This window comes from Amycolatopsis sp. Poz14 (assembly GCF_006704225.1).
GTDB lineage: Bacteria > Actinomycetota > Actinomycetes > Mycobacteriales > Pseudonocardiaceae > Amycolatopsis > Amycolatopsis nivea.
Window position 1 is genome coordinate 6426846 of the sequence record NZ_JACLHD010000001.1, and the last position, 23861, is coordinate 6450706.

The 23861-nt window shown below is 70.4% G+C and carries 18 protein-coding genes; 10 read left to right on the forward strand and 8 right to left on the reverse strand.

From position 1 onward, the window contains the following. Window positions 1–159 precede the first annotated feature (159 nt). The 5 genes from ald (at window position 160) to FKO37_RS30120 (ending at window position 6264) form a co-directional block, all read left to right on the forward strand. A complete protein-coding gene (gene ald / locus FKO37_RS30100; RefSeq protein WP_037814379.1) occupies window positions 160–1275 on the forward strand; it encodes an alanine dehydrogenase in 1116 nt (371 codons plus the stop codon). A 96-nt stretch (window positions 1276–1371) separates the two neighbouring features. Then, window positions 1372–2835, forward strand: a complete 1464-nt coding sequence (locus tag FKO37_RS30105; protein WP_037814380.1) for a PLP-dependent aminotransferase family protein — start codon at window positions 1372–1374, stop codon at window positions 2833–2835. A 95-nt stretch (window positions 2836–2930) separates the two neighbouring features. Then, a complete protein-coding gene (locus tag FKO37_RS30110; RefSeq protein ID WP_238606660.1) occupies window positions 2931–4595 on the forward strand; it encodes an amidohydrolase in 1665 nt (554 codons plus the stop codon). Then, on the forward strand, window positions 4592–4825 hold the full coding sequence (locus FKO37_RS30115) for a DUF3311 domain-containing protein (RefSeq protein ID WP_037814381.1): 234 nt from the start codon (window positions 4592–4594) through the stop codon (window positions 4823–4825). The genes FKO37_RS30110 and FKO37_RS30115 overlap by 4 nt, the downstream gene beginning before the upstream one ends. Then, complete coding sequence (locus tag FKO37_RS30120; RefSeq protein WP_238606661.1) at window positions 4825–6264, forward strand: sodium:solute symporter; 1440 nt, start codon at window positions 4825–4827, stop codon at window positions 6262–6264. Before FKO37_RS30115 ends, FKO37_RS30120 begins: the two co-directional genes overlap by 1 nt. On the opposite strand, the gene FKO37_RS30125 is transcribed toward FKO37_RS30120, so the two are convergent. From FKO37_RS30125 to FKO37_RS30135, 3 genes are read right to left on the reverse strand one after another with little or no spacing between them, the layout of a single operon-like run. Beyond that, on the reverse strand, window positions 6261–7943 hold the full coding sequence (locus FKO37_RS30125; protein ID WP_238606662.1) for a cobalt chelatase: 1683 nt from the start codon (window positions 7941–7943) through the stop codon (window positions 6261–6263). The genes FKO37_RS30120 and FKO37_RS30125 overlap by 4 nt on opposite strands. After that, a complete protein-coding gene (locus tag FKO37_RS30130; RefSeq protein ID WP_037814384.1) occupies window positions 7940–8884 on the reverse strand; it encodes an AAA family ATPase in 945 nt (314 codons plus the stop codon). Before FKO37_RS30130 ends, FKO37_RS30125 begins: the two co-directional genes overlap by 4 nt. A gap of 13 nt (window positions 8885–8897) precedes the next feature. Continuing rightward, window positions 8898–9743, reverse strand: coding sequence for an IclR family transcriptional regulator (locus tag FKO37_RS30135; protein ID WP_037814385.1), 846 nt, complete (start codon window positions 9741–9743; stop codon window positions 8898–8900). A gap of 145 nt (window positions 9744–9888) precedes the next feature. Here FKO37_RS30135 and xsc point away from each other — a divergent pair, with 145 nt between their 5' ends. From xsc to FKO37_RS30160, 5 genes are all read left to right on the forward strand, one after another. Then, window positions 9889–11697 carry a sulfoacetaldehyde acetyltransferase gene (gene xsc, locus FKO37_RS30140; RefSeq protein ID WP_037814386.1) on the forward strand — a complete coding sequence of 603 codons (1809 nt, stop codon included), beginning with the start codon at window positions 9889–9891 and terminating at the stop codon, window positions 11695–11697. Window positions 11698–11866: 169 nt separating this feature from the next. Then, window positions 11867–13231 carry an aspartate aminotransferase family protein gene (locus tag FKO37_RS30145; protein ID WP_037814387.1) on the forward strand — a complete coding sequence of 455 codons (1365 nt, stop codon included), beginning with the start codon at window positions 11867–11869 and terminating at the stop codon, window positions 13229–13231. 295 nt (window positions 13232–13526) lie between these two features. Continuing rightward, window positions 13527–14891 carry an amino acid permease gene (locus FKO37_RS30150; protein WP_238608355.1) on the forward strand — a complete coding sequence of 455 codons (1365 nt, stop codon included), beginning with the start codon at window positions 13527–13529 and terminating at the stop codon, window positions 14889–14891. A 193-nt stretch (window positions 14892–15084) separates the two neighbouring features. Beyond that, window positions 15085–15831, forward strand: coding sequence for a sulfite exporter TauE/SafE family protein (locus FKO37_RS30155; protein ID WP_037814389.1), 747 nt, complete (start codon window positions 15085–15087; stop codon window positions 15829–15831). 40 nt (window positions 15832–15871) lie between these two features. Beyond that, complete coding sequence (locus FKO37_RS30160; RefSeq protein WP_037814390.1) at window positions 15872–16591, forward strand: sulfite exporter TauE/SafE family protein; 720 nt, start codon at window positions 15872–15874, stop codon at window positions 16589–16591. Window positions 16592–16621: 30 nt separating this feature from the next. On the opposite strand, the gene FKO37_RS30165 is transcribed toward FKO37_RS30160, so the two are convergent. Genes FKO37_RS30165 through FKO37_RS30185 form a run of 5 tightly spaced genes read right to left on the reverse strand, consistent with a single transcriptional unit; the run spans window position 16622 to window position 23835 of the window. Beyond that, window positions 16622–18184, reverse strand: coding sequence for a GMC oxidoreductase (locus FKO37_RS30165; RefSeq protein WP_238606663.1), 1563 nt, complete (start codon window positions 18182–18184; stop codon window positions 16622–16624). 12 nt (window positions 18185–18196) lie between these two features. After that, window positions 18197–19759, reverse strand: a complete 1563-nt coding sequence (locus tag FKO37_RS30170; RefSeq protein ID WP_238606664.1) for a GMC family oxidoreductase — start codon at window positions 19757–19759, stop codon at window positions 18197–18199. Between the two features lie 14 nt (window positions 19760–19773). Next, window positions 19774–21561, reverse strand: a complete 1788-nt coding sequence (locus FKO37_RS30175) for a thiamine pyrophosphate-binding protein (RefSeq protein ID WP_037814394.1) — start codon at window positions 21559–21561, stop codon at window positions 19774–19776. A gap of 28 nt (window positions 21562–21589) precedes the next feature. Continuing rightward, window positions 21590–22258 carry a ThuA domain-containing protein gene (locus FKO37_RS30180; protein ID WP_238606665.1) on the reverse strand — a complete coding sequence of 223 codons (669 nt, stop codon included), beginning with the start codon at window positions 22256–22258 and terminating at the stop codon, window positions 21590–21592. Beyond that, on the reverse strand, window positions 22255–23835 hold the full coding sequence (locus FKO37_RS30185) for an APC family permease (protein ID WP_238606666.1): 1581 nt from the start codon (window positions 23833–23835) through the stop codon (window positions 22255–22257). Before FKO37_RS30185 ends, FKO37_RS30180 begins: the two co-directional genes overlap by 4 nt. Between the last annotated feature and the right edge of the window lie 26 nt (window positions 23836–23861).

Here is a 23861-nt window from a genome sequence, read left to right on the forward strand (position 1 = left end):
CGACCCCTGGCCCCAAGGGACAGAGCCAGAACAGTGCCCGTTGACAGGTCCAGAAGGCCGAGTGTCTGGACCTGTCGACCGAGCGGTTTCTGGCACTTTCGCCGTGGCCAGTCGTCCCGCACTCTCGACCGCACCAGACACGGCAGATGGGAGCAGGCGATGAAGATCGGTGTGCCTCGCGAGGTCAAGAACCACGAATACCGGGTGGCGGCGACGCCGGCCGGAGTACACGAGTTCACCTCGGCCGGCCACGAGGTCTTCGTGGAACGCGGCGCGGGCGAAGGCTCGTCGATCCGCGACGAGGACTACACGGCCGCCGGCGCGAAGCTGCTCGACCAGGCGGACGACGTGTGGGGCACCGCGGACCTGGTGCTGAAGGTCAAGGAGCCGGTCGCCGAGGAGTACCACCGGCTGCGTTCGGACCAGCTGCTGTTCACCTACCTGCACCTCGCCGCGAGCGAGCCCTGCACCAAGGCCCTGCTCGACGCGGGCACCACCTCGGTGGCCTACGAAACGGTCCAGCTGCCCAACGGCTCCCTTCCGCTGCTGTTCCCGATGAGCGAGGTGGCCGGACGGCTGGCCCCGCAGGTCGGCGCGCAGACGCTGATGCGCGTCAACGGCGGGCGCGGCGTGCTGATCGGCGGCGTCTCGGGGGTGCCGCCGGCCCGCGTGGTCGTGCTGGGCGCGGGCGTCGCCGGGATGAACGCGGTCGCCGTCGCGGCCGGAACCTGGGGCGACGTCGTGCTGTTCGACAAGAACGTCGACAAGCTGCGCGCCGCCGACCGGATGTACCAGGGCCGCATCCGCACCGCCGCGGCGAACTCGTACGCGATCGAGCAGGCGGTACTCGAGGCCGACCTGGTGATCGGCGCGGTCCTCGTCCCCGGCGCGAAGGCGCCGAGCCTGGTGTCCAACGAGACGGTCTCGCGGATGAAGCCGGGCAGCGTGCTCGTGGACATCTCGATCGACCAGGGCGGCTGCTTCGAGGACTCGCGTCCGACGACGCACGCCGACCCGACCTTCCGGGTGCACGAATCGGTGTTCTACTGCGTGGCCAACATGCCGGGCGCAGTCCCGCACACCTCCACGCACGCGCTCACCAACGTCACGCTCCCCTACGCGCTGGAAATCGCGAACAAGGGCCTCCGCACCGCGGTCCAGGACACGCCCGAACTCCGCGGCGGCGTGAACACCGTGGCCGGGGCGCTGACCTACGAGCCGGTCGCCGTCGCGCACGGCCTGCCGTTCACCGACGTCGCCGACGCGCTGGCCTGAGCCTGCCCGGCGCAGCGCGGCGGGGTGGGAAAACCGGCCACTGCGAGTTACGTTTCAGCCCACCCCGCTGCACGCCGGCCACTTGGGAGAACGCACGTGCCACGCACGCTGATCGAGATCGACCGCTCGTCGGACGAACCGCTGTACCGCCAGGTCCGGCGGGCGATCGAGCACGGCATCGCCATCGGCACGTTCGACCCGGCCCGCCGGCTGCCCAGCTCGCGGGAACTGGCCGTCGAACTGGGCGTCTCCCGCAACACGATCAACCTCGCCTACCAGGAGCTGGTCGCCGAGGGCTACGTGGAAAGCCGCGAGCGCAGCGGGCTGTTCGTCAACACCGAGATGCGCCCGCACTGCGCGGTGGAGGAACGGGACACCGAATCGCGGATCGACTGGGCGGCCCGGGTGCGCCGGTTCCCGGACGCCGGCGTCGCGCACATCGAGAAACGCACCGACTGGGCGAGCTATCCGTACCCGTTCCTCGCCGGGCAGGTCGACATCACCGCGTTCCCGGCCCGGTCGTGGACGCGCTGCCTCCGCGACGCCCTCTACCGCCCGCACGTCTTCCACAGCCTGCAGGACAGCGTCGGCTCCGATGACCCGATGCTGGTCGAGATGGTCTGCCGCCAGCTGCTCACCACCCGCGGCATCGAGGCGGACCCGGACGAGGTGCTGATCACCGTCGGCTCGCAGCAGGGCCTCGACCTGCTCGGCCGCGTGCTGCTCGGCCCGGACCAGGTCGTCGCCATCGAAAACCCCGGCTACCTCGACGCCCGGCACATCTTCCTCCGCACCGGCGCCCGCGTGACCGGGATCGACGTCGACTCGCGCGGCCTGCAACCGCCCGAATCGCTCGACGGGGTCGACCTCCTCTACCTCACCCCGAGCCACCAGCACCCGACCAACGCGACCCTCAGCATCGGCCGCCGCCGCCAGCTGCTCACCCAGGCCGCCGCGTCCGGCACCGTGGTGGTCGAAGACGACTACGACAGCGAATTCCGCTACCAGGGCAGCCCGACCCCGGCGTTGAAGGCGCTCGACAACACCGGCGACGCCGTCTACCTCGGCACCTTCTCCAAGTTCCTCTCCCCCGGCCTGCGCCTCGGCTACCTGGTCGGGCCGCGCGAACTGGTGCGCGCGCTGCGCGAGGCCCGCCGGTACGTCCTGCGCCACCCGCCGGGCCAGCTGCAACGGGCGCTGGCGCTGCTCATCGAAAGCGGCGAGTACCACCGCTCCCTGCGCCGCTACCGCACGAAGTTGATGCGCAAATGGACCGCCACCACCGCCGCGGTCGCCGAATACCTGCCGTGGGCGCAGGGCCCGTACCCGCCCGGCGGCGTCAGCCTGTGGATGACCGGCCCGTCCGAACTGGACTGCCGGGTACTGGTGGAGCGCGCGGAGGAGCTGGGCATCCTCATCGAACCGGGCGACATCTTCTTCCTCGGCGACGACCCGCCGCGCAACCACTTCCGCATCGGCTTCTCCGCCACCCCGCCGTCCGCGATCGACCCGGGCATCCGGCTGCTCGGCGACCTGTGCCGGGAGCTGCTGGACAGCTGACTGGACCCACGCGCGCGTCGCCTTCTGGACCTGTTCGCGGGCCAGCTCCCCCGGCACTGTCTTGGGGCAGGACACGTGGACAAGGAGGTCCCATCGTGGGCGAACCCGCGGTATCCGCTCGTCCGGCCCCCGACCTGGTGGTGCTCGGGGGCACGGTGCTGACCCTGGACCGAGGCGGGACGCGGGCCTCCGCGCTCGCCGCCCGCGACGGCCGGATCGCCGAGATCGGCGACGACCGTTCGATCGCCGCTCTCGCCGGTCCCGGAACGACCGTGCTCGACCTGGCCGGGCGCACCGTCGTCCCGGGTTTCGTGGAGTCGCACAACCATCCCTCGTTCTTCGGCATGGCGCTGGCCGCCCCGGTCGACGCCGGAAGCCCGCCCAACGACCGGATCAGCGACATCGCCGACCGCGTCCGGCAGGCGGCGCGCGACTTCGGCCCCGGCGAATGGATCAAGGGTTTCCGTTACGACGACACGCTTCTCGCCGACAACCGGCACCCCACCCGGCACGACCTGGACCCGGCTTCGCCGCGGAACCCAGTCCTGCTCACCCACGTGACCGGACACTTCAGCGTGGCCAATTCCGCCGCACTGCGGGCCGTCGGCATCACCGCGGCCACGCCCGACCCGCCCGGCGGCGCCATCGCCCGCGACGAACGCGGCGAACCGACCGGCCTCCTCATCGAGACCGCGGCGTTCCTGGTCAACTCCGCGATGCCGTCGCAAGGCCCCGACGAACTGGCCGCGGCGCTCCAGCTCGCCGACGCCGAGTACCTGCGCAACGGCGTGACTTCGGTCCACGACACGGGAATCGGCCTCATCGGCGGCGAACAGGAACTCGCCGCGTACCGGATGCTCACCAGCGCCGGAAAGCTGCGCACCCGCATCCACGGCTACCTCTTCCACACCCTCCTGCCCGGCCTCGCCGAAGGCGCCCCGGAATCGCCGGACCCGTCCAATCCGGACGGCTTCACCATGAACGGCATCAAGATCGTCGCGGACGGCTCGATCCAGGGCCGCACCGGCTGCCTGGCCGAGGGCTACACCTGCGACCCCGACGAACACGGCATGATGCTGCTCGAACCGGACGAACTGTCCCGCCGCATCGCCGCCCTCGACGCAGCGGGCTGGCAGGTCGCCGTGCACGGCAACGGCGACGCCGCGATCGACGCCATCATCGACGGCTACGCCCGCCTCGGCGCGCCCGAAGGCACCGGCCGCCGCCACCGCATCGAACACTGCCAGACCGCCCGCGAGGACCAGCTCGACCGGATGGCCGAAAACGGCATCGCCGCGTCGTTCTTCATCAAGCACGTCTACTACTGGGGCGACCGGCACCGGGACGTTTTCCTCGGCCCGGAGCGGGCTCGCCGGATCAGCCCGCTCGCGTCGGCCCGCTCCCGCGGAATCCACTTCGGACTCCATTCCGACACCCCGGTCACGCCGGTGCCGCCGCTGGAAGGCATCTGGTGCGCCGTCGCCCGGCAAACCAGCAGCGGCCAGCTCCTCGGCCCGGAGCAGGCGATCGACGTCGAAGCCGCCCTGCGCGGGTACACCATCGACGCCGCGTACCTGGCCGGAGAGGAAGAGAGCAAGGGCAGCATCGAGGTCGGCAAGCTCGCCGACCTGATCGTGCTGTCCGAGGATCCGACCGCAGTGGACCCGAGCCGGATCCGGGACCTGACCGTCGACGCCACCGTGATCGGCGGACGGCTGGTCTGGCAACGCGATCCCGTCCCCGCCGGGGGTGCGCGATGATCCGGAGCTGGCCCAGCCTGTGCATCGGGCTCGGCATCCCCGCGGTGGCGGTCCTCGGCGGAATCCCGCTGGTGGCGGGTTCGCCCGCGACCGTAGCCGGGTTCCCGCTGGTGTTCTTCTGGATGTTCCTCTGCTTCCCGCTGACCACGCTGTGCCTGTGGATCAGCTGGCGGTTCTTCGACCGCAAGCACTACCCGGCGGACACGCCCGCGGCGAAGGAGGACCAGTAATGCTGATTCTCATTGTCGCCGTCGTGATGGGGCTGTCGATCCTGCTGGCGCTGTGGGCGGGCCGCTCGTCGCGCGGCGGCGGGATCTCCGAGTTCCTGGTCGGCGGCCGTTCGTTCCCGCCGTGGCTGCTGTACTTCCTGGCCGTCGGCGAGGTGTACAGCATCGGCACGATGATCGGCTTCCCGAGCGGCATCTACGCGCACGGCGCGAGCTACGGGATCTGGTTCCTCGGCTACATCCTGCTCGCCTATTCGCTGGGCTACTTCCTCGCCCCGCTGGTCTGGCGCGCGGCGCGCAAACACGACGCGATGACCGTCCCGGACGTCTTCGGCCGCCACTACGGCAGCCGGACGCTGGAGCTGATCACCTGCGTGACGATGCTGATCGCGCTCGTGCCGTGGGGCCAGTACCAGTTCATCGGCCTGCAAGTCGTGCTGAGCAACCTCGGGCTGAAACTGACGCCCGTGCAGTGCGTCATCTTGGCCGGGATCATCGCGTTCGCCTACATCGCGGTGTCCGGCATCCGCTCCCCCGCGTTCGTGTCGATCCTCAAGGACGCGTTCATGCTGCTCGGCGTCGTGCTCGTCGGCCTCGCCGCGGTGCTGGTCGCCGGCGGTACCTCCGGCGTGACCGGGCCGGAGGCGCTGGCCAGGGCGCAAACCACGATGGGCGGCCAGGATCTCTGGTTCGCGATGACCACGATCCTGTTCCAGAGCGTGGTCTTCTACCTCGGCTTCGGCGGCGCGTACGTGTTCCCGGCGCGCTCCGAGTGGGCGGTGAAGAGTTCGACGGTGTGGATGCCGCTGTACATGCTCATCTACCCGTTCCTCGTCTTCGCCGCCTACTACGGCCTCAAGCAGCACCCCGGGCTGAAGAATCCGAACACGGTCTTCATGGTGACCGCGAAAGGCCTTCTCCCGGAACCGGTTCTGGGTCTGGTGGCCGCCGGCGCCGCGTTGTCCGGCGTGCTGGTGCTGTCCGCGACGGCGCTGGCGATCGGCGGCATGGTCAGCCGCAACCTGGCCCCGAACGTCCGGCCCGCGGCACAACGGCGCTGGACGGTCGTGGCGGTGGCGGTGTTCCTGGTGCTCGCCGCCGTGCTCACGCTGACCGCCTCGACGCTCATGCTCACCGTGCTGAACCTGACCTACAACCTGCTGGCCCAGGTCGTGCCGGGCTGGCTGGCGATCCTGTTCGCCCGTCGGGTGCGCACGGCCGCGATCGCGACCGGCATGGTGGTCGGCGTGGTGACCGCGGTCGTCCTGTACGCCACCGGCGTGACGCTCGGCGGCCTCAACACCGGTCTGGTGTCGATGGGCGTGAACCTGGTGATCGTCTTCGGCTGGAGCCTGCTCGCTCCGGGCAAGAAGCGGTCGCCGATCGCCTTGGAGCGCAACGAACCCGCCGCGGTCCCGCCGGTCGCTCAACCGGCAGGCTAGCGGCGCGTCATCAGGTCGAGGATCTCGCGGAAGGCACGGAATCCCGTGCCTTCCGCGGCGTCCAAGGCCACACTGCGGCGGTAGTACGCACTGAGATCGAGCCCGACCCCGATGCCGTACACCTCCGTCTCGCTCCGCTCCAGCCCGTCGGCCACCTGCACCAGATGCCGGTCGAGGTACCGCTCCTCGTTGGCCAGCGCGGTGGCGCCGTCCATCGGGCTTCCGTCCGACAGCACGAAAACCAGCCGCCGCCGTGCATCGCACGCCCGGGCCCGTTCAGCCGCCCACGCCAACGCCTCGCCGTCGATGCCTTCGCGGAACAGATCGGCTTTCAGCAACGCCGCGACCTCCCGTCGCGCGCGCCGCCACGGGGTCGCCGCGTCCTTGAACACCAGGTGCCGGCGCTCGTTGAGCCGCCCCGGGTGCTTCGGCCGCCCGGCGCGCATCCAGTCCCGCCGCGCCCGGCCGCCGTGCCAGGCACCGGTGGTGAAGCCCAGGATTTCGCAACTGGCCCCGGCGAGATCGAGCGCGCGAGCGAAGAGATCGACCAGCACCGCAACGGTTTCCCGGTGCGCCTTCATCGAACCCGAGCAGTCGATCAGGAAGGTGACCAGCACGTCGGCGACCGGTTCGGTCCGCTCGACCCGGAACACCCGATGGTCCGCGGGCGTCGCGATCAACCGCGCGAGAGCCCGGCCGTCGATCTGGCCTTCCTCCTGCGCACCGTCCCAGCCGGACCGTTCCGGCTCGGCGAGCACCGCGGTGAGTTCCCGCGCGAGCCGAGCCACGTTGACGCCCTGCTTCGCCACCCGGGCGTCGAGCCGTTCGCGCAACTCGCGCAGCAATTCCGGCCGCACCAACGGTCCCGCCCGGTCCTCGCGGTCGTAGGCGGTGGTGAAAACCCGATACGCCCCGGCCGCCACCGGTCCGTTGTGGTCGCCGAGGCCCGCGGTGCCGCCTTCCTCACTGCCGGTTTCGTCGTCGAAATCCAGCAGAAGCGCGTACGCCGCGGTGTCTTCTTCTTCGTCGTCGGCGTCCTCGGACTTCTCCGGCTCCAGCAACCCGGCGACCGCCTCAGCCAGCGCCCGCGCGTGCTCGGCGAACGCCGCCTGATCGGCCCGATTCCGCCGAAGCCCGGCCAAGTGCGCACCGAGCATCGGCGCGATCGCCGCCCGGGTCGCCTCGATCAGATCCTCGGTCTCTTCCACGACCGGCTCGCCGGTGATCCGCGCCCGCGCGACCTGCGCGACGGTGTAAATCAACACGCCGCGCGCCGTCTCGGTCAGTCCATTGTGGTGCGCCGACAGCGACCAGCGTTCGTGCCGCCGTCGCACATTCGCCGTAACGCCGGGAAAACCGTTCGGCACCAACGACTCCACCCGGAACTGCTCCAGCAGCTCGAACAGCAGCCGCTCGACACCGCCCTCGGGCCGCAACCGCTTGTGCAGCTCCCGATCCGACCGGCTCAGGTGCAGCGCCATCCCGTCCGCCGCACCGCGGAAGGACGGCACGTCCTCGTCTTCAGAACGCAGATGCGGTGCGGGCATCGGCACCGGACGGGTGCCGCGGTGCAAGCGCCCGCCCCGGAAATGCGCGTCCGGCGACCCGCTGACCGCCCGGATCGCCGCCGCGGACAGCTCCTCGACTTGCTGGCGCCGGCGGGTCTCAGGCGTGCTCACGCCGCGGCCAGCTCCAGGTCGAAGCAGCGCTGGAAGTACTCGGCGACGACCGGGCGTTCGGCCTCGTCGCATTTGTTGAGGAAGGTCAACCGGAACGCCAGCGCCGGATCGCCGAAGATCTCGCAGTTCTCCGCCCACGTGATGACCGTGCGCGGCGACATCAGCGCGGACAGGTCGCCGGCCCGGAACCCCTCGCGGGTCAGCCCGGCGACCGCCACCATCGCTTCGGCGAACTGCTCGGTCGTCCGCGGCACCCGCGCCCGCACGATCGCCGCTTCCTCTTCCGGCGCCAGGTAATCGAGCGCGGCGACGATGTTCCACCGGTCGATCTGCGCGTGGTTGAGCCGCTGCACGCCGTGGTAGAGCCCGTTGAGATTGCCCAGCCCCACGGTGTTGGCGGTGGCGAACAGCCGGAATCCCGGGTGCGGGCGCAGCACGGTGTTGCTGTCGATCAGGGTGAATTTGCCGTCCCGTTCGAGCAGCCGCTGGATGACGAACATGACGTCCGGCCGTCCCGCGTCGTACTCGTCGAGGATCAGCGCGGTCGGCCGCCGCAGCGCCCACGGCAGGATGCCCTCGCGGAATTCGGTGACCTGCTTGCCGTCGCGCAGCACCACCGCGTCCTTGCCGACGAGGTCGAGCCTGCTGATGTGGCCGTCGAGGTTCACCCGCAGGCACGGCCAGTTCAGCCGCGCCGCGACCTGTTCGACGTGCGTGGACTTGCCGGTGCCGTGCAAACCCTGCACGAGCACGCGCCGGTTGTGCGCGAACCCGGCCAGCAACGCGAGCGTCACGTCCGGGTTGAACCGGTAGGCCGGATCGATCTCGGGCACGTGCTCGCCGGGCTCGGAAAAGGCCGGGACGACCAGGCTCGAATCGATGCCGAACGCGTCGCGCACGGCGATCCGGGCGTCGGGACCGTTGCCGCACAACGGGTTCATCAGGGGACCTCCGTCAGGACGGGATGCTGTCGGCGTCGTCGGCCGAACCCTCGGCCTCGACCTCCTTGATCGCTTCGGCGGCCCGCTGCAACGCGGGAAGCGCCTGCAAAGCCTTGTCGGCGGTGAGCCGCATGACCGGGGCCTGCACCGCCACCGCCAGGTTGGACCGCCCGCTGCGGCTCGGCACCAGCACCGCCACGCACACGAGCCCGGGCAGGAATTCCTCGTCGTCGAGGGCGAATCCGTCGCGCCGGATGCGGGCGAACTCCTCCTCCAGCGCGTCGAGATCGGTGACGGTCTTGGCGGTGTACTGCTTGAGCGGAGCGTGCGCGAGCAGCTTGCGCCGCTGCGCCGGGCTCATCTGGGAGAGAATGATCTTGCCGCTGGCCGAGCAGTGGATCGGCACGCGCGAACCCGGCCGCAGGTAGAACCGCAGCGGCTCGGGCGTCTCGACGCGGTCGAGGTAGACGATCTCGCTGCCGGACAGCGCGGTGATGTTGCAGCTCTCCCCCAGCTCGTCGACCAGGTGGTTGAGCACCGCGCGCCGCGCGCCGTGGTGCGTCGCGTTGAGCAGCAGGTTCTCCGCGAGGCGGCGCAGCCGGTCGCCGGTGCCGTAATGCCGCCCGTCGGCCTGTCGCACGAGCAGGCCCGCGCCTTCCAGCTGCTGCAGCATCCGGTGCAGCGTCGGCTTCGGCAGGCCGGTCTCCTCGACCAGGCTCTGCAGCGTCACCAGCTGGTCCTTCGCCGCGATCAGCTCGAGCAGCGAGAACAGCCGCATGGTCGGGGTGTCTCCGTCGAGGCCCGCGCCGTCCGGCTCGCGCACGAGTTCCACGGCGCTGGTCTTCCGCAACTCACTCACGTTCCGAAAAGTAGCACATCCTGTCTCGTTTTCCAGCAACTGCCGGTTGACCTCCCGCGCGTGGCATCCTATGGTCCATCGAGTTCAGCTTTTACGAACCTCACGTACCGAAAACCAAGACTTTCAGCGTCGAAGGAGTTCAACCATGGCGGAGAGGAAGACGGGCGACGGCCGCACCGTCGTCAGCGGAACGGCGAAGATGACCCCGTCGGAGGCCTTCGTCGAGACGATGGTGGCCAACGGCGTCACCGACATCTTCGGCATCATGGGCTCGGCGTTCATGGACGCGATGGACATCTTCGCGCCGGCAGGCATCCGGCTCGTCCCGGTCGTGCACGAGCAGGGCGCCGCGCACATGGCCGACGGCTACGCCCGGGTCAGCGGGCGCCACGGCGTCGTCATCGGGCAGAACGGCCCCGGCATCAGCAACTGCGTCACCGCGATCGCGGCGGCGTTCTGGGCGCACAGCCCGGTCGTGATGATCACGCCCGAGGCGGGCACCATGGGCACCGGGCTCGGCGGCTTCCAGGAGGCCAACCAGCTGCCGATGTTCCAGGAGTTCACCAAGTACCAGGCGCACGTCAACAACCCGAAGCGGATGGCCGAGTACACCGCGCGGGCCTTCGACCGGGCGCACGCGGAACTCGGCCCGACGCAGCTGAACATCCCGCGCGACTTCTTCTACGGCGAGATCGAGACCGAGATCCCCGAGCCGCAGCGGCTCGACCGCGGCCCCGGCGGCGAGAAGAGCCTCGCCCAGGCGGCCGAACTGCTGGCCACCGCCGAGTTCCCGGTGATCATCTCCGGCGGCGGGGTCGTCATGTCCGACGGCGTCGAGGAGGCCAAGGCGCTCGCCGAGCGGCTCGGCGCGCCGGTCGTCAACAGCTACCAGCACAACGACAGCTTCCCGGCCAGCCACCCGCAGTGGTGCGGCCCGCTCGGCTACCAGGGCTCCAAGGCCGCGATGAAGCTCATCTCGCAGGCGGACGTGGTGATCGCGCTCGGCACCCGGCTCGGGCCGTTCGGCACCCTGCCGCAGCACGGCATGGACTACTGGCCGAAGAACGCGAAGATCATCCAGATCGACGCGGACCACAAGATGCTCGGCCTGGTCAAGAAGATCACCGTAGGCATCTGCGGCGACGCGAAGGCCGCCGCCGCGGCGCTGACCGAACGCCTCGCCGACCGCACCCTCGCCTGCGACGCCACCCGCGGCGAGCGCGCCGACCGCACCAAGGCCGAGAAGGACGCGTGGGAGGAAGAACTCTCCGCGTGGACCCACGAGAAGGATCCCTACTCCCTCGACATGATCGCCGAGCAGGAGCAGGAGGAGGGCAACTGGCTGCACCCGCGCCAGGTCCTGCGCGAGCTGGAGAAGGCCATGCCGCCGCGGGTGATGGTCTCCACCGACATCGGCAACATCAACTCCGTGGCGCACAGCTACCTGCGCTTCGAGGAGCCGCGGTCGTTCTTCGCACCGATGTCCTTCGGCAACTGCGGTTACGCGCTGCCGACCATCATCGGGGCCAAGGCCGCCGCGATGGACCGGCCGGCGATCGCGTACGCCGGCGACGGCGCGTGGGGCATGAGCATGGGCGAGATCATGACCGCGGTGCGGCACGACATCCCGGTCACCGCCGTCGTGTTCCACAACCGCCAGTGGGGCGCGGAGAAGAAGAACCAGGTCGACTTCTACGACCGCCGGTTCGTCGCCGGAGAACTGGAAAGCGAGAGCTTCGCCGGGATCGCGCAGGCGATGGGCGCGGACGGCATCGTCGTGGACAAGCTCGAGGACGTCGGCCCGGCGCTGAAGAAGGCCGTGGACGCGCAGATGAACGAAGGCCGCACCACGGTCATCGAGATCATGTGCACCCGCGAGCTGGGCGACCCGTTCCGCCGCGACGCGCTGTCGAAGCCGGTGCGGTTCCTGGAGAAGTACCAGGACTACGTGTAATCCCCCGCTAGCGAGCCGACGAACCGGCCGGGCCCCGCGCCCGGCCGGTTTTTCGCGTCCGGGCCCCGATCTGGCCCCAGTGATCCGCCTCTTTCTGGCTCTGGGCGTGGACCAGAAAGATTGCGATCGTCGACACATTCCCGTTCTCGCACACACAGGAGGTCGCCAGGTGAACGTCACGGAGCTGCGGGCCACTGCCCGCCGACACCTCGGGCCGCACTTCACGCGCAAGGACACCTGGCAAAGCGAATTCCCGGTGTTCGTCCGCGGCGAGGGCAGCTATCTGATCGACACCGAGGGCCGCCGCCACCTCGACGGTCTCGCCGGGCTGTTCTGCGTCAACATGGGCCACGGCCGCGCGGACATCGCCAAGGCCGCGGCCGACCAGGTCGGCACCCTCGCCTACGCCAGCAACTGGGGCTCGGCGCACCCGCCGTCGATCGAGGCCGCCCGGATCATCGCCGACCTCGCCCCCGGCGACCTCGGCACCACGTTCTTCGTCAACTCCGGTTCGGAGGCGGTCGAGACCGCGCTGAAGTTCGTCCGGCAGTACCACCGCAGCCAGGGCGCCCCGGAGCGGACGAAGATCATCAGCCGCGAAATGGCCTACCACGGAACGACCATGGGCGCGCTGTCGGTCACCGGCCTGCCGAAGATCAAGGAGCCGTTCGGCCCGCTGCTGCCGGGCATCCGGCACGTCCCGAACACCCTCGGCTTCACCGGCGACTGCGGCCCGGCCGACCAGCTGGACTGCGTCCGAGCGATCGAGGCGGTCATCCTCGAGGAAGGCCCGGAGACGGTCGCCGCGGTCTTCGCCGAGCCGGTCCAGAACGGCCGGGGCGCGCTGGTCCCGCCGGAGGGCTACTGGCCGGCGCTGCGGGCGCTGTGCGACAAGTACGGCATCCTGCTCGTTTCGGACGAGGTGATCTGCTCGTTCGGCCGCCTCGGCCACTTCTTCGGCCACGGCCTCACCGGCGTGGTGCCGGACCTGATCACCTTCGCCAAGGGCTCCACCTCGGGCTACGCCCCGCTCGGCGGCGTGATCGTGCGCGAGCAGCTGGTCACCGAGCTGTACGACTCCCCCAAGGGCGGCGTGTTCACCCACGGCGCGACGTGGGGCGGCCACCCGGTGTCGACGGCCATCGCGGTCGCCAACATCAGCGCGATGCGCGACGAGAAGGTGCCCGAGCACGTCCTCTCCGAGGGTCCGAAGCTGCACGCCGCGCTGGAGTCGCTGAAGGACGCGCACCGCTGCGTCAAGGACGTCCGCGGCACCGGGTTCTTCTACGCGATCGAGCTGATGGCCGACCGCGACGGCGGCCGCGAGCTGACCGACCAGGAGTCGCTGCAGGTCCTGCGGGAGGTCCTGCCGGAGTCGTTCCGCCGCACCGGGGTCATCCTCCGCGGCGACGACCGGGGCGCGACCATGCTCATGATCTCGCCGCCGCTGGTGGCCGACACGGACGTGCTGGACGAGCTCCTGCACGGCGTCGACGGCATGCTCACCGACGTGGAGAAGGCGATCCAGCCCTGACGGATAGCGCCGGCGGGCGCTGGGTACCTCGTAGGACACGGGGCACCCGGCGCCCGTCGTGCTGTCCGGGGCCGGCTCGTTCTGGTCCCAGAGCATCGGTGGTATCTGGCTCTCGCAAAGGGACCTGTTCCTTTCTACGGTGACGGGAACCACACAGCAGCTCTCAGCGACAGCGCGGCGGCGGCCGGCGCGGGGACATCGAGGTCCCCCGGCGCCGCCGGAAGGAGGAGACGTGGGTTCTGCACCGGAAACAGCCGCCGAGAGCGGTCTCAAACCGGGCCTCAAGCAACGCCACATGAATCTGATCGCACTCGGCGGCGTGATCGGCGCCGGCCTGTTCGTCGGAAGCGGCGTGGTCATCCAGTCGGCCGGGCCCGCGGCGGTGGTCTCGTTCCTGATCGCCGGGCTGATCACCGTGCTCATCATGCGGATGCTGGCCGAAATGACCGTCGCGCGGCCCGCGCTCGGCTCGTTCTACGTCTACGCCAGGGAGGCGATGGGCAACCGGGCCGGCTTCACCGTCGGCTGGATGTACTGGTACTTCTTCGTGATCGTGGTGGCCGTCGAGGCGGTCGCCGGCGGCCGGATCCTGCAGCTCTGGCTGCCGAACGTGCCGCTGTGGGTGCTGAGCCTCGGCCTGCTCCTGCTGCTCACCGCCACCAACCTGGTCTCCGCGCGGTCCTACGGCGAGTTCGAGTACTGGTTCTCCTCGATCAAGGTCATCGCGATCCTCGTGTTCCTGGTGGTCGGCGCCCTGTACCTGTTCGGCGTCTGGCCCGGCTCGCACGGAGGCGTCGGGAACCTGGTCTCCCACGGCGGTTTCGCCCCCATGGGCATCGGCGCGGTGCTGGCCGCGGTCGTCCCCTGCGTCGGCTTCTACACCGGCGCCGAGATCGTCACCATCGCCGCGGCCGAGTCCGCCGAACCGCGCCGCGCGATCGCCAAGGCCATGCGCTCCATCGTGTTCCGCGTGGTCCTGTTCTACGTCGGCTCGGTCTTCGTGGTGGTCGCGGTCAAGGCCTGGAACGCCCCCGACACCGCCGTCAGCCCGTACGCGGCGGTCCTGGACGTGCTGGGCATCCCCGCCGTGGCGACGATCATGAACGCCATCGTGCTGACGGCCGTGCTCTCCTGCCTGAACTCGGCTCTGTACACGTCCTCGCGGATGCTGTTCGCTCTGACGCGCAACGGCGACGCCCCGAAGATGTTCACCAAACTGTCCCGCAGCGGCGTCCCCCGCCGGGCCATCATCGCCGGGACTGTCATCGGGTACGTGTCGGTGATCGCCGCGTACACCTCGCCGAACCTGATCTTCCAGTTCCTGGTGAACTCCTACGGCGCGGTCGCGCTGTTCGTGTACCTCGCCATCGCGCTGGCCCAGGTCCGGCTGCGGAAGCGGCTGCAGAACACCGATCCGGGCGCGCTGAGCCTGAAGATGTGGCTGTTCCCGTGGCTGAGCTACGCCACGATCGCCTTGATGGCGGCGGTCATCCTGGCCATGGCGTTCCTGCCGACTACCCGCTCGCAGTTCTGGCTCAGCGCGGTGACGCTGGCGCTGATCCTGATCGCGTATCAGTTCCGGAAGCGCCGTCCCGCCGTTCCCGCGGCGGCGACGGAGACGGACTCGTCGCGGGGAGAGGCCGGAGTCGTCTCGACCTGACCGGCTCAGTCTGTGCGGGGAAAGCCGGGCGGTCCCTCGACGGGGCCGCCCGGCTTTCCCGGCTGGCACCCCCCGATGCCGCGATTCTGGACCTACCGCCACGACCAGACGTCCCGCACAGTGGAGCGATCCGCCCGCGCCGTGGAGGTCTGATGCCGCACCCGTCCAGGGTCCTCGCTCCCCCGGGCCGTCCATGACCTTCTGGCAGCTGTCCCCGGCCGCGATGGCGTTCGCCGTCGCCGCCCTGTTCGCCGGAGGCCTGATCCGCGGCTACTCCGGCTTCGGCGCGTCCCTGGTGTGGGTCAGCTGCCTCTGCCTGGTCCTGCCGCCCCCGGCCGTCGTCCCGAGCACGCTCCTGCTCGAAATAGCGTCCAGCGTGACCCTGCTGCCCAAGGCCTGGTCCGACGCCCACCGCCCGTCCGTCCGCTGGCTCCTGGCCGGCGCGCTCCTCGGACTCCCCATCGGCATCTGGTTCCTCGCCGCGCTGCCCGAACGCGCCACGAGACTGACCGTCGGCCTGGTCGTCGGACTCTCCGCACTGGCACTGGCCCTGAGCCGCCGAACCCGCCGCCTGCCCGGCCGCGGCGCGTGCGCGAGCATGGGCACCGCCTTCGGGGTCCTGAACGGCGCCTGCGGCATGGGCGGCCCGCCAGTCGTCCTGATGTACCTGGCGTCCCCGCTGCCGATGACGGTCAACCGCGCGAGCCTGGTCGTCTTCTTCCTGGCCGCGGACACCATGACAGTCGCCACCGCGGGCACCGGCGGCCTCCTCACCAGCGACGTCCTCCTGCAGACCGCGCTCTTCCTCCCCCTGGCTCTGGCCGGAGTCGCCGCCGGAAGCTGGCTGTACCGCCACGCCCGCGGCGACGCCCGCCGGATCGTGCTGGGACTCCTCGCGGTGCTTTCCCTTGCCCTGGTAGGCCAAGCGGTGGTCACATGACCCGTTCCCCCGACTGCTCGCTCCCCCACCAGGCGGCCTCATGATCCTCGGCGCACTAGCCGTCGCCTTCGCCGGCTTCATCGGCGGCCTGACCGGATTCGGCGCGTCGTTGGTCGGCACGCCCTTGCTCCTGCTCATCGGACTCCCGCTGCCGCAGGTGGTCGTGATCAACCTGATCACCACCATGATCACCCGGCTCGCCGTGCTCCACCGCGAACGCGACCACATCGCCTGGCGCCGCGTAGCCGTCCTAGGCGCCGCAAGCCTCCCCGGCGCCGCCGCGGGCGCACTCACCCTGCACCTGCTGGAGCCGCACGCCCTCCGCATCCTGGCCGGCACCGTGGTCGTGCTCTCCGGCCTGCGCCTGCTCCTGCGCCCAACCCGCGACGCCCACCCGGCGACCCCGGCAAAACAAACGATCGCCGGTCTGCTGGGCGGCTACCTCTCCACGACGACTTCGCTGAACGGCGCGCCCCCAGCCGTCCTGCTGGCCTCGGCGAAAGTCCCCCCGAGAACCTTCGTCGGCGACCTGGCGGGCTACTTCGTGGTGACCAACTGCCTGTCCCTGCTCCTCCTGGTCACCGCGGGCCAGTTCGACACCACGGACCTGGGCACCCGCCTGCCGGTCCTGGTCCTGGCCGCCCTGGCGGGCAACATCCTCGGCGGCCGCCTCATCGGCCGGGTCCCGCGCCTGGTGTTCGACCGGGCGATCGTGGGGCTGATCGTGACGTCCGGCGTGGTGACGATGATCAGCGCCTGACGGGCGTGAGCGGTTCCCCGCGCCGCCGCGCTAGAGGAGGCCGGGCAAGCCCTGGGGCGTCCCGGCGACCGACTTCGCGATCCGGAGCGCGTTCGCCGCGATCGTCAGTGCCGGGTTGACCGCCGCCGAGGACGGGAAGAACGACGAATCGGCGAGCCACAGGTTCTCCACGTCGTGGCTGCGGCACGAGGCGTCCAGGACGCTCGTCGCCGGGTCGGGGCCGGCGACCGCGGTGCCGCACATGTGGGAGTTGGTCTCGATCCCCATGCGCTGGGTGAACAGCAACGGGTATCCCGCTTTGCGCACCAGCCGCCGCATCCGGGCGACGAGTTCTCGGTGCGGCGCGACGTTGTTCGGCGTCCAGTCGACGACCGTCCGGCCGCCTTCGACCCGGACCCGGTTGTCCGGCGAGGGCAGGTCCTCGGTGGTCAGGTACAGGTCGAGGCTGCGCGCGGCCATGAACGCGAGCGCGGGCATCGGGGCCCACCGGCGGGCGGGTTTCAGCATCGGGGCCTGGAGCTTGCCGAGCATCTGCACGTTGCCGAGCGGATACGGCCGCGCCTCGTAGAAGTCGTTGATTCCCAGCGTTTTCTGCCACTTCGTGGGGTTCGTGCGGAACGGGTTCACCCCGACGAAGAAGGTGCTGTTGTGCACCATGTAGTTCCGGCCGACGAGCCCCGACGAGTTGCCCAGCCCGTCCGGATGGCGCGCCGAGGCCGACCGCAGCAGGAGCGCCGCGGAGTTCACCGCTCCCCCGGCCAGGGCGAACCGGCCGGCGTTGATCCGCAGCGTCCGGCCCCGGTGCCGGACCTCGGCGGCGACGACCCGGCTGCCGTCGGGCGAGACGATCAACCGGATCGCCTCGGCTTCGGGCAGCAGCCGCACGCCTTCGCGCAACGCGGGCAGCAGCAGCCGGTTCTCCGCGTCGGACTTGCGTCCCGTCTCGTCGGGGCAGCCGTCGGCGGCGGTGACCGCGGCCCGGTCGGCGTCGGTCACGACGTTCAGCGCGTTCGGCGTGTGGAACGGGTGCAGCCCGGACCGCCGCAACGACGCCGCGAACCGCTCGATCACCGGCTCGTGCGCGAGCGGCGGATGCGGGTACGGCGTCGAATGCGGCGGTTCGGTCGGGTCCTCGCCGAGCTGGCCGTGCACTTCGAGCAGCCGCTCGGCGAGGCCGTAGTACGGCTCCAGCTCCTCGTACGGGAACGGCCACGCGCGCGAGACCCCGTCGTGGTGCTCGACCTCGCCGAAGTCGCTGCGCCGGAACCGCGGCAGCATCGCCCCGTAGAACCTCGTGTTGCCGCCGACCCAGTAGTAGACGCCGGGCGCGAACGGCCGTCCGGTCCGGCCGTCCACCCACTCGCCGGCGTTCTTGTACCGGCCCTTGAGATACATCTCCGCCGGCTGCGAATTCTCCGGCTCGCGCGGGAGGAAGCCGCCGCGTTCCACGACGAGCACGCGCAGCCCCGACGAGCGCAGCGCCCACGCGAGCGCCGAACCGCCCATCCCGGAACCGATGATCAGCACATCGGTTTCGAGTTCGTCCTCCGGCGAAACGATGGACTCCGCGGGAGCCTCCGGCGGGATGTACACAGGTTCTCCTTCTCAGGCGTCGCCGCGGAGGAAGTCCGCGGCGCGTTCGCCGATCATGATCGCCGGGGCGTTGGTGTTGCCGGTGACGAGCGTCGGCATCACGGAGGTGTCAGCAACGCGGACATTGTCCAGTCCGCGCACGCGCAGTTTTTCGTCGACGACCTTGCCCAGCACGCAGGTGCCGGACGGGTGGTAGAACGAGAACGACTGCGTGCGGATGAACTCGTCGATGTCGTGGTCGCGATCGGAAGCCGGGGCCAGCCCGGCTGCCGCGGCCCCGGCGAGGTCCGCGTCCAGCATCCCGGTCAGCCGGTTCTCCCGGGCGATCCGCATGCACATCCGGACCCCCTCGCGCAGACGCTGCCGGTCGTCGGCGTCGTCGAGGTAGTTGTGCACGATGCGCGGCTTGGCGTACGGGTGGTTGTGCCGCAGCCGGACCGAGCCGCGGCTCGCGGGCCGGGCGACGTAGGGCCCGAACGACATCCCCGGTTCGGCCGACGCGGTGAGCCCCTGGTCGCGCACGATCCCGAGCGCCGCGTGCACCTGGAGGTCCGGCGCGGGCAGGCCGTCGCCGGACCGCAGGAAGCCGCCGACCTCGGTCCAGGCCATCGGGCCGTCGCCGTGCTCGCGCAGCCGCCGCTCCTCCGCCGAGGTGTCCGGGCCGGGCACCGGTTCGGCCCGGCTGGAGAAGCTGAGGAAACACCCGGCGTGGTCCTGCAGGTTCCGGCCGACGTCGGGCAGGTCGTGCAGCGGTTCCACGCCCGCGGCGCGGAGTTCGCCCGCGGGGCCGACGCCGGACTGCAGCAGCAGATGCGGCGAGTTGTAGGCGCCGAGCGACACCACGATCTCCCGCGAAGCCCGCAGCGTCCGAACCGTGCCGAGGTGGTCGACGTCCACTCCGGACGCCCGCGTGCCGTCGAACCGCAGCCGCAGCGCGAGCGTCGACGGGAGGACCGTCAGATTCGGCCGTTCGGCAAGGAACGCGACCGCGCTGCTGCAGCGCAGTCCGTCGCGCTGGGTCACCTGGTAGTAGCCGACCCCGTCCTGCTCCGCGCCGTTGAAGTCCGGGTTGAACGCGTGCCCGGCGTTCTGCGCCGCTTCGACCCACGCGGTCAGCAACGGGTGCACGAACACCGGGTCGCTCACCGTCAGCGGGCCGCCGACCCCGTGGAACTCGTCGGCGCCGCGCTGGTTGTCCTCCGACTTCTTGAAGTACCGCAACACGTCGGCGTAGCCCCAGCCCTTGTTGCCCAGCTGCTCCCAGGTGTCGTAGTCGTGCCGGTGGCCGCGCACGTACAGCATGGTGTTCATCGAACTGGTGCCGCCGATCGCCCGGCCCCTCGGCAGATACGCGCGACGGCCGCCCAGCCCCGGCTCCGGTTCGGTCTCGAAATCCCAGTCGTAAGCCGTTTTCATCTGCCGGGAGAACAGCGCCGGGATCTCGAACAGCCTCCCGGCCGCGGGCGGGCCTGCTTCGACGAGCGCGACGCGGACGCCGGGGTCCTCGGACAGCCGCCCGGCGACGGCGCAGCCCGCCGAACCGGCGCCCAGCACGATGTAGTCGTAGTCGGTCATGCGGGTTCTCCCGTTCAGAGATGCTGTTCGGTGGCGCGCGTGCGGTGGTACTCGTCCTGCCGTTCGTCGGTGATGTAGGCCGGGACCGGGAAGTCCCACCAGCCCGGCACCCACGGCCCGGCGGCGTCCCGGTCGGTCGGGACCTCGACCAGCGCGGGCTCGCCGGACTGGACGGCCTTGCGCAGGATCGGCTCGAGCGAACCGGCGTCCGGCACCCGCCAGGACTCGATGCCGAAGGAGGCGCCGAGCGCGGCGAAATCCGGGCTGTAGGGCGATCCGTCCGGCCGCGAGAACTCGGTGCCGATGTGCCGCGAGGTCTGCTTGCGCTGGCCGCCGCGGATGGACATGTAGCCCGCGTTGTTCTGCACGACGAACACGACCGGCGCGTCCATCGTGATGCTGAGCGCGATTTCCTGGGCGGTCATGAGGAAATCGCCGTCGCCGAGCACACACGCGACCGTCCGGTCCGGCCGGCCGAGCTTCGCGCCCACCGCGGCCGGGACCGCCCAGCCCATCGACGAGAAGCCGCCGGACGTGAGGTGCGTCCGCGGCTCGAAAACGGGGAACGTCTGCTTCACCGCGCCCTGGGTGTTGCCCGAGCCCGCGACGATGATCGAGTCGCGCGGCAGGACCGACCGAAGGGCGCCGAGCGGACGCTGCGAGGTGAACGGGAACCGGTCGCTGTCGCGGCGACCGGCCAGCTGCTCCTCCCACTTCCGTTTGTGCTCGGCCAGTTCCGCCAGGTACTCATCGCGTTCCGCCCGCGCCGACGGGAGCGAATCGGCGATCGCCGAGACGGTGCGCTGGGCGTCCGCCACGATCCCCACTTCGGCCGGGTAGTTCTTGCCGATCTCGTGCGGATCGATGTCGATGTGGATCAGTTTGGCGGGCGGGATCGAGAAGCTGACGCCCTGCGCGTAGCTGGAGGCGGACCAGTCGGTGAACCGGCAGCCGACCGAGACGACCACGTCCGCGGAGCTCGCGATCGCGTTGCCGACGATGGTGCCGGTCTGCCCGACGCTGCCCGCGAACAGCTCGTGGTCCTCGGGGAAGGCGCTCTTGCCGTTCCACGTCGTCACGACCGGGATCTGCCAGTGTTCGGCCAGCGCGCGCACCGCGTCCCCCGCTTCGGAGGTGACCGCGCCGCCGCCGACCACGATCACGGGCCGCCGGGCCGCGCGCAGCACCGCCGCCGCCCGGTCGACCGCGGCCGGATCGGGGTGCTGGCGGCCGACCGGGAGACGGCGTTCCAGGTCGTGCAACTGGACGTCGGCGGCTTCGGCCTGCACATCCATCGGGACTTCCAGGTGCACCGGGCCGGGCCGCCCGGTCAGCATCGAGTTGAAGCACCGGTGCAGCACGAACGGCAGCTCCTCGGCGCGGGTCACCACCCAGTGCCGCTTCGACACCGCCTCGGCGACCTTCGGGAAGTCGTTGGCGGTGTAGCGGTCCAGCTCCTGCAGCAGGCCGTGCCCGCGCATGTGGGTCGGCGGGCCGCCGGTGATCACCAGGACGCTGGTCGAGTCGGTGAACGCGGTGCCCATCCCGATCACGGTGTTGCTGGCCCCCGCGCCGATCGAGGTCACCGCGGCGATCGGGCGGCCGGTGGCGCGGTAGTACCCGTCGGCGAGGTGCACCGCGCTCTGCTCGTGGAAGGTCTGGACGAACGGGATCTTCGCTTCCTCGTCGAGGAACGCGTCGGTCAGCGACCAGATCCCGTGGCCGGGGATCCCGGCCACGTAGTCGACGCCGTAGTTGCGCAGCGTCCGGGCGACGATCTGGCCTCCGGTCAGGACAGGCATGGTTGCTCCTCGGTGTTTTCGGTCCGGTTCAGGCGGTGCGGCGCGCGGCCCAGGCGAAGCCCTGCGCGCACAGCCGGGTGACGTCGGGGTGCCGCAGGTCGTCCAGGTCGTGGCCGACGGCGCTGTAGAACACCCGGCCCGCGCCCCAGGTCCGCGTCCAGGCCTGCGGCATCCGCCGCCCGGCGAGCCACGGGACGTGCGCCCCGGTGAACTCGGTCTCGGCGAGCACGTGGTTGTTCGGGTCGAGCGACAGGTAGTACTGCTCGGACGCGACGTCGAAATCCGCCACCCCGCGGGTGATCTCGCTGTCGCGGTCCACAATGGACACCCGGTACGGGTCCTTCACGCCCTCCCCCGCCGGGTGTTCGAGGAAGCTGCCGCCCAGCATCAGGTGGTAGCGGATGCTGGTGCGGAACGCTGCCGCGGCGCCGTGCCAGGCGGCGATCCCGGTGCCCGCTTCGACCGCGTGCAGCAGGCCGTCCTCCTGCGCGACCGAAAGCCCTTCGGACAGCAGCGCGTTGTTCCAGTTGAGGGCGATGAGGTCGTAGCCGGTGAGGTCCGCGTCGAGGGCGAAGACGTCGTTGGTCTGGTCGACGTCGAAGCCGAGTTCCTTGAACAGCGGCAGCGCCCACTCGTTCGCGATCTCGTAAGGCTTGTGCCCCGGCCAGCCGCCGTAGAGGTACAGGACCCTGGTCATGCTTCGCTCCTTTCCGCGGATGCCGCCGAAGCGGCGCGGTCGCGCAGCCGCTGCGCGATTTCCAGTGCGTCGCCTTCCGGCGCGGTCGACTTCCGGTCCGGCTTCGCCGTCAGCAGGTACACCAGGCCCACAGCCGACACGACGAGGAAGCCGATCAGCGCGATCCAGCGGTCCGCGAAGGACGCGTTCGGGTCCCCGGTCGGCGCGGCGAGCAGAATCATCGCCAGCACGCCGTAGACGAGCGCGGCGACATTCACCGCGAACCCGTACCGGCCGAGCGACCACGCTCCCGCCGGGCGCCAGCCCTTCAGCCGCATGCGCAACGCGGCGAGCACGACCATCTGGAACGCGGCGTAGCCCGCGAGCACCTGGAACGCGGCGATCCGCACCAGCGAGTCCGGCGAGAAGTAGACGAACACGAAGATCAGCAGCGGGGCGACATTGACCGCGAGCAACGCGTTCCGCGGCACCCGGTAGCGGCTCGTCACGCGGGAGAAGATCCGCGCGCCCGGGAACATCTCGTCGCGGGCGAAGGAGAACACGATCCGGCTCGCCGCCGCCTGCTGGCTCATCACGCCCGCGATGAACGACGTCAGCGCGACGAGCAGGATCAGCTTCGTGCCGACGGTGCCGACCGAACTCTGCAGGATCGCGGGGATCGGGTTGGTGTCGGAACCGGTCAGGACGGCTTCGAGGTCGGGCGCGGCCAGCGCGTACCCGGCGAACGCCAGCAGCGCGGCGAGCCCGCCGACGACGACGGTGAGCTGCATGGCCTTCGGGATGCTCCGGGCCGGATTGGGCACCTCTTCGGCGATCTCTCCGCAGGCCTCGAAGCCGTAGTAGAGGAACAGGCCGACCAGCGAAGCCGCGACGAAGGCCGCGAAGTAGCTGCCCGGGTGGCTGGCCGAACTGCCGTGGAAGAAGATCGAGACCGGGTTGCGCCGCTGGAACAGCAGCAGGTACAGCCCGACCAGCACGATGCCGATCAGCTCGGCGGCGAGGCCGATCTTCGAGATCAGGGCGAGCACCCGGGTGCCGAAACTGTTGCACACCAGGCAAACTGCCGTCACGGCGACCGCGATCAGCAGGCGCTGCAACGGTGTCGAGGCCACGCCGGGGTGCTGCGCGGTGCCGCCGAAGAGGCTGGCCACGAAGTCGGAGCTGAACAGCGCGGTGCTCGTGATGCCGATGGTGATGCAGCAGATGTAGGTCCACGCGGTGAACCAGGCGTACCTGCCGTTCCAGAGCCGGCGCGCCCATTGGTAGAGACCGCCGGCGAGCGGGAACTGCGACACGATCTCGCCGAACACGAGCGCGACGAGCAGCTGCCCGAGTCCGATGAGGACGATCCAGAACACGGAAGGGCCGCCCGCGGTGGACAGCCCCACCGCGAACAGCGACAGGACCCCGACCAGCGGGGACAGGTAGACGAAGCCGAGGGCGAAGTTGCCCCAGAGGCTGACTTTGCGGTCGAAGCGTTGTTCGTAGCCGAGCGCGGCGAGCAGTTCGACGTCCTCCGCGGACGCGACCGGCCCGCTGGGCGGCGGGGTCGTGGGGGTTTCGGGTGTCGGGGTCATCGTCGACCTCCGGATCGGGATCGGGC

Excerpts from the sequence above, each read along its gene's own strand:
- ald (WP_037814379.1), top strand. The coding sequence starts at position 160 with ATGAAGATCGGTGTGCCTCGCGAGGTCAAGAACCACGAATACCGGGTG.
- FKO37_RS30115 (WP_037814381.1), top strand. The coding sequence starts at position 4,592 with ATGATCCGGAGCTGGCCCAGCCTGTGCATCGGGCTCGGCATCCCCGCG.
- FKO37_RS30120 (WP_238606661.1), top strand. The coding sequence starts at position 4,825 with ATGCTGATTCTCATTGTCGCCGTCGTGATGGGGCTGTCGATCCTGCTG.
- FKO37_RS30130 (WP_037814384.1), bottom strand. The coding sequence starts at position 8,884 with ATGAACCCGTTGTGCGGCAACGGTCCCGACGCCCGGATCGCCGTGCGC.
- xsc (WP_037814386.1), top strand. The coding sequence starts at position 9,889 with ATGGCGGAGAGGAAGACGGGCGACGGCCGCACCGTCGTCAGCGGAACG.
- FKO37_RS30150 (WP_238608355.1), top strand. The coding sequence starts at position 13,527 with ATGAATCTGATCGCACTCGGCGGCGTGATCGGCGCCGGCCTGTTCGTC.
- FKO37_RS30155 (WP_037814389.1), top strand. The coding sequence starts at position 15,085 with ATGACCTTCTGGCAGCTGTCCCCGGCCGCGATGGCGTTCGCCGTCGCC.
- FKO37_RS30160 (WP_037814390.1), top strand. The coding sequence starts at position 15,872 with ATGATCCTCGGCGCACTAGCCGTCGCCTTCGCCGGCTTCATCGGCGGC.
- FKO37_RS30170 (WP_238606664.1), bottom strand. The coding sequence starts at position 19,759 with ATGACCGACTACGACTACATCGTGCTGGGCGCCGGTTCGGCGGGCTGC.
- FKO37_RS30175 (WP_037814394.1), bottom strand. The coding sequence starts at position 21,561 with ATGCCTGTCCTGACCGGAGGCCAGATCGTCGCCCGGACGCTGCGCAAC.
- FKO37_RS30180 (WP_238606665.1), bottom strand. The coding sequence starts at position 22,258 with ATGACCAGGGTCCTGTACCTCTACGGCGGCTGGCCGGGGCACAAGCCT.
- FKO37_RS30185 (WP_238606666.1), bottom strand. The coding sequence starts at position 23,835 with ATGACCCCGACACCCGAAACCCCCACGACCCCGCCGCCCAGCGGGCCG.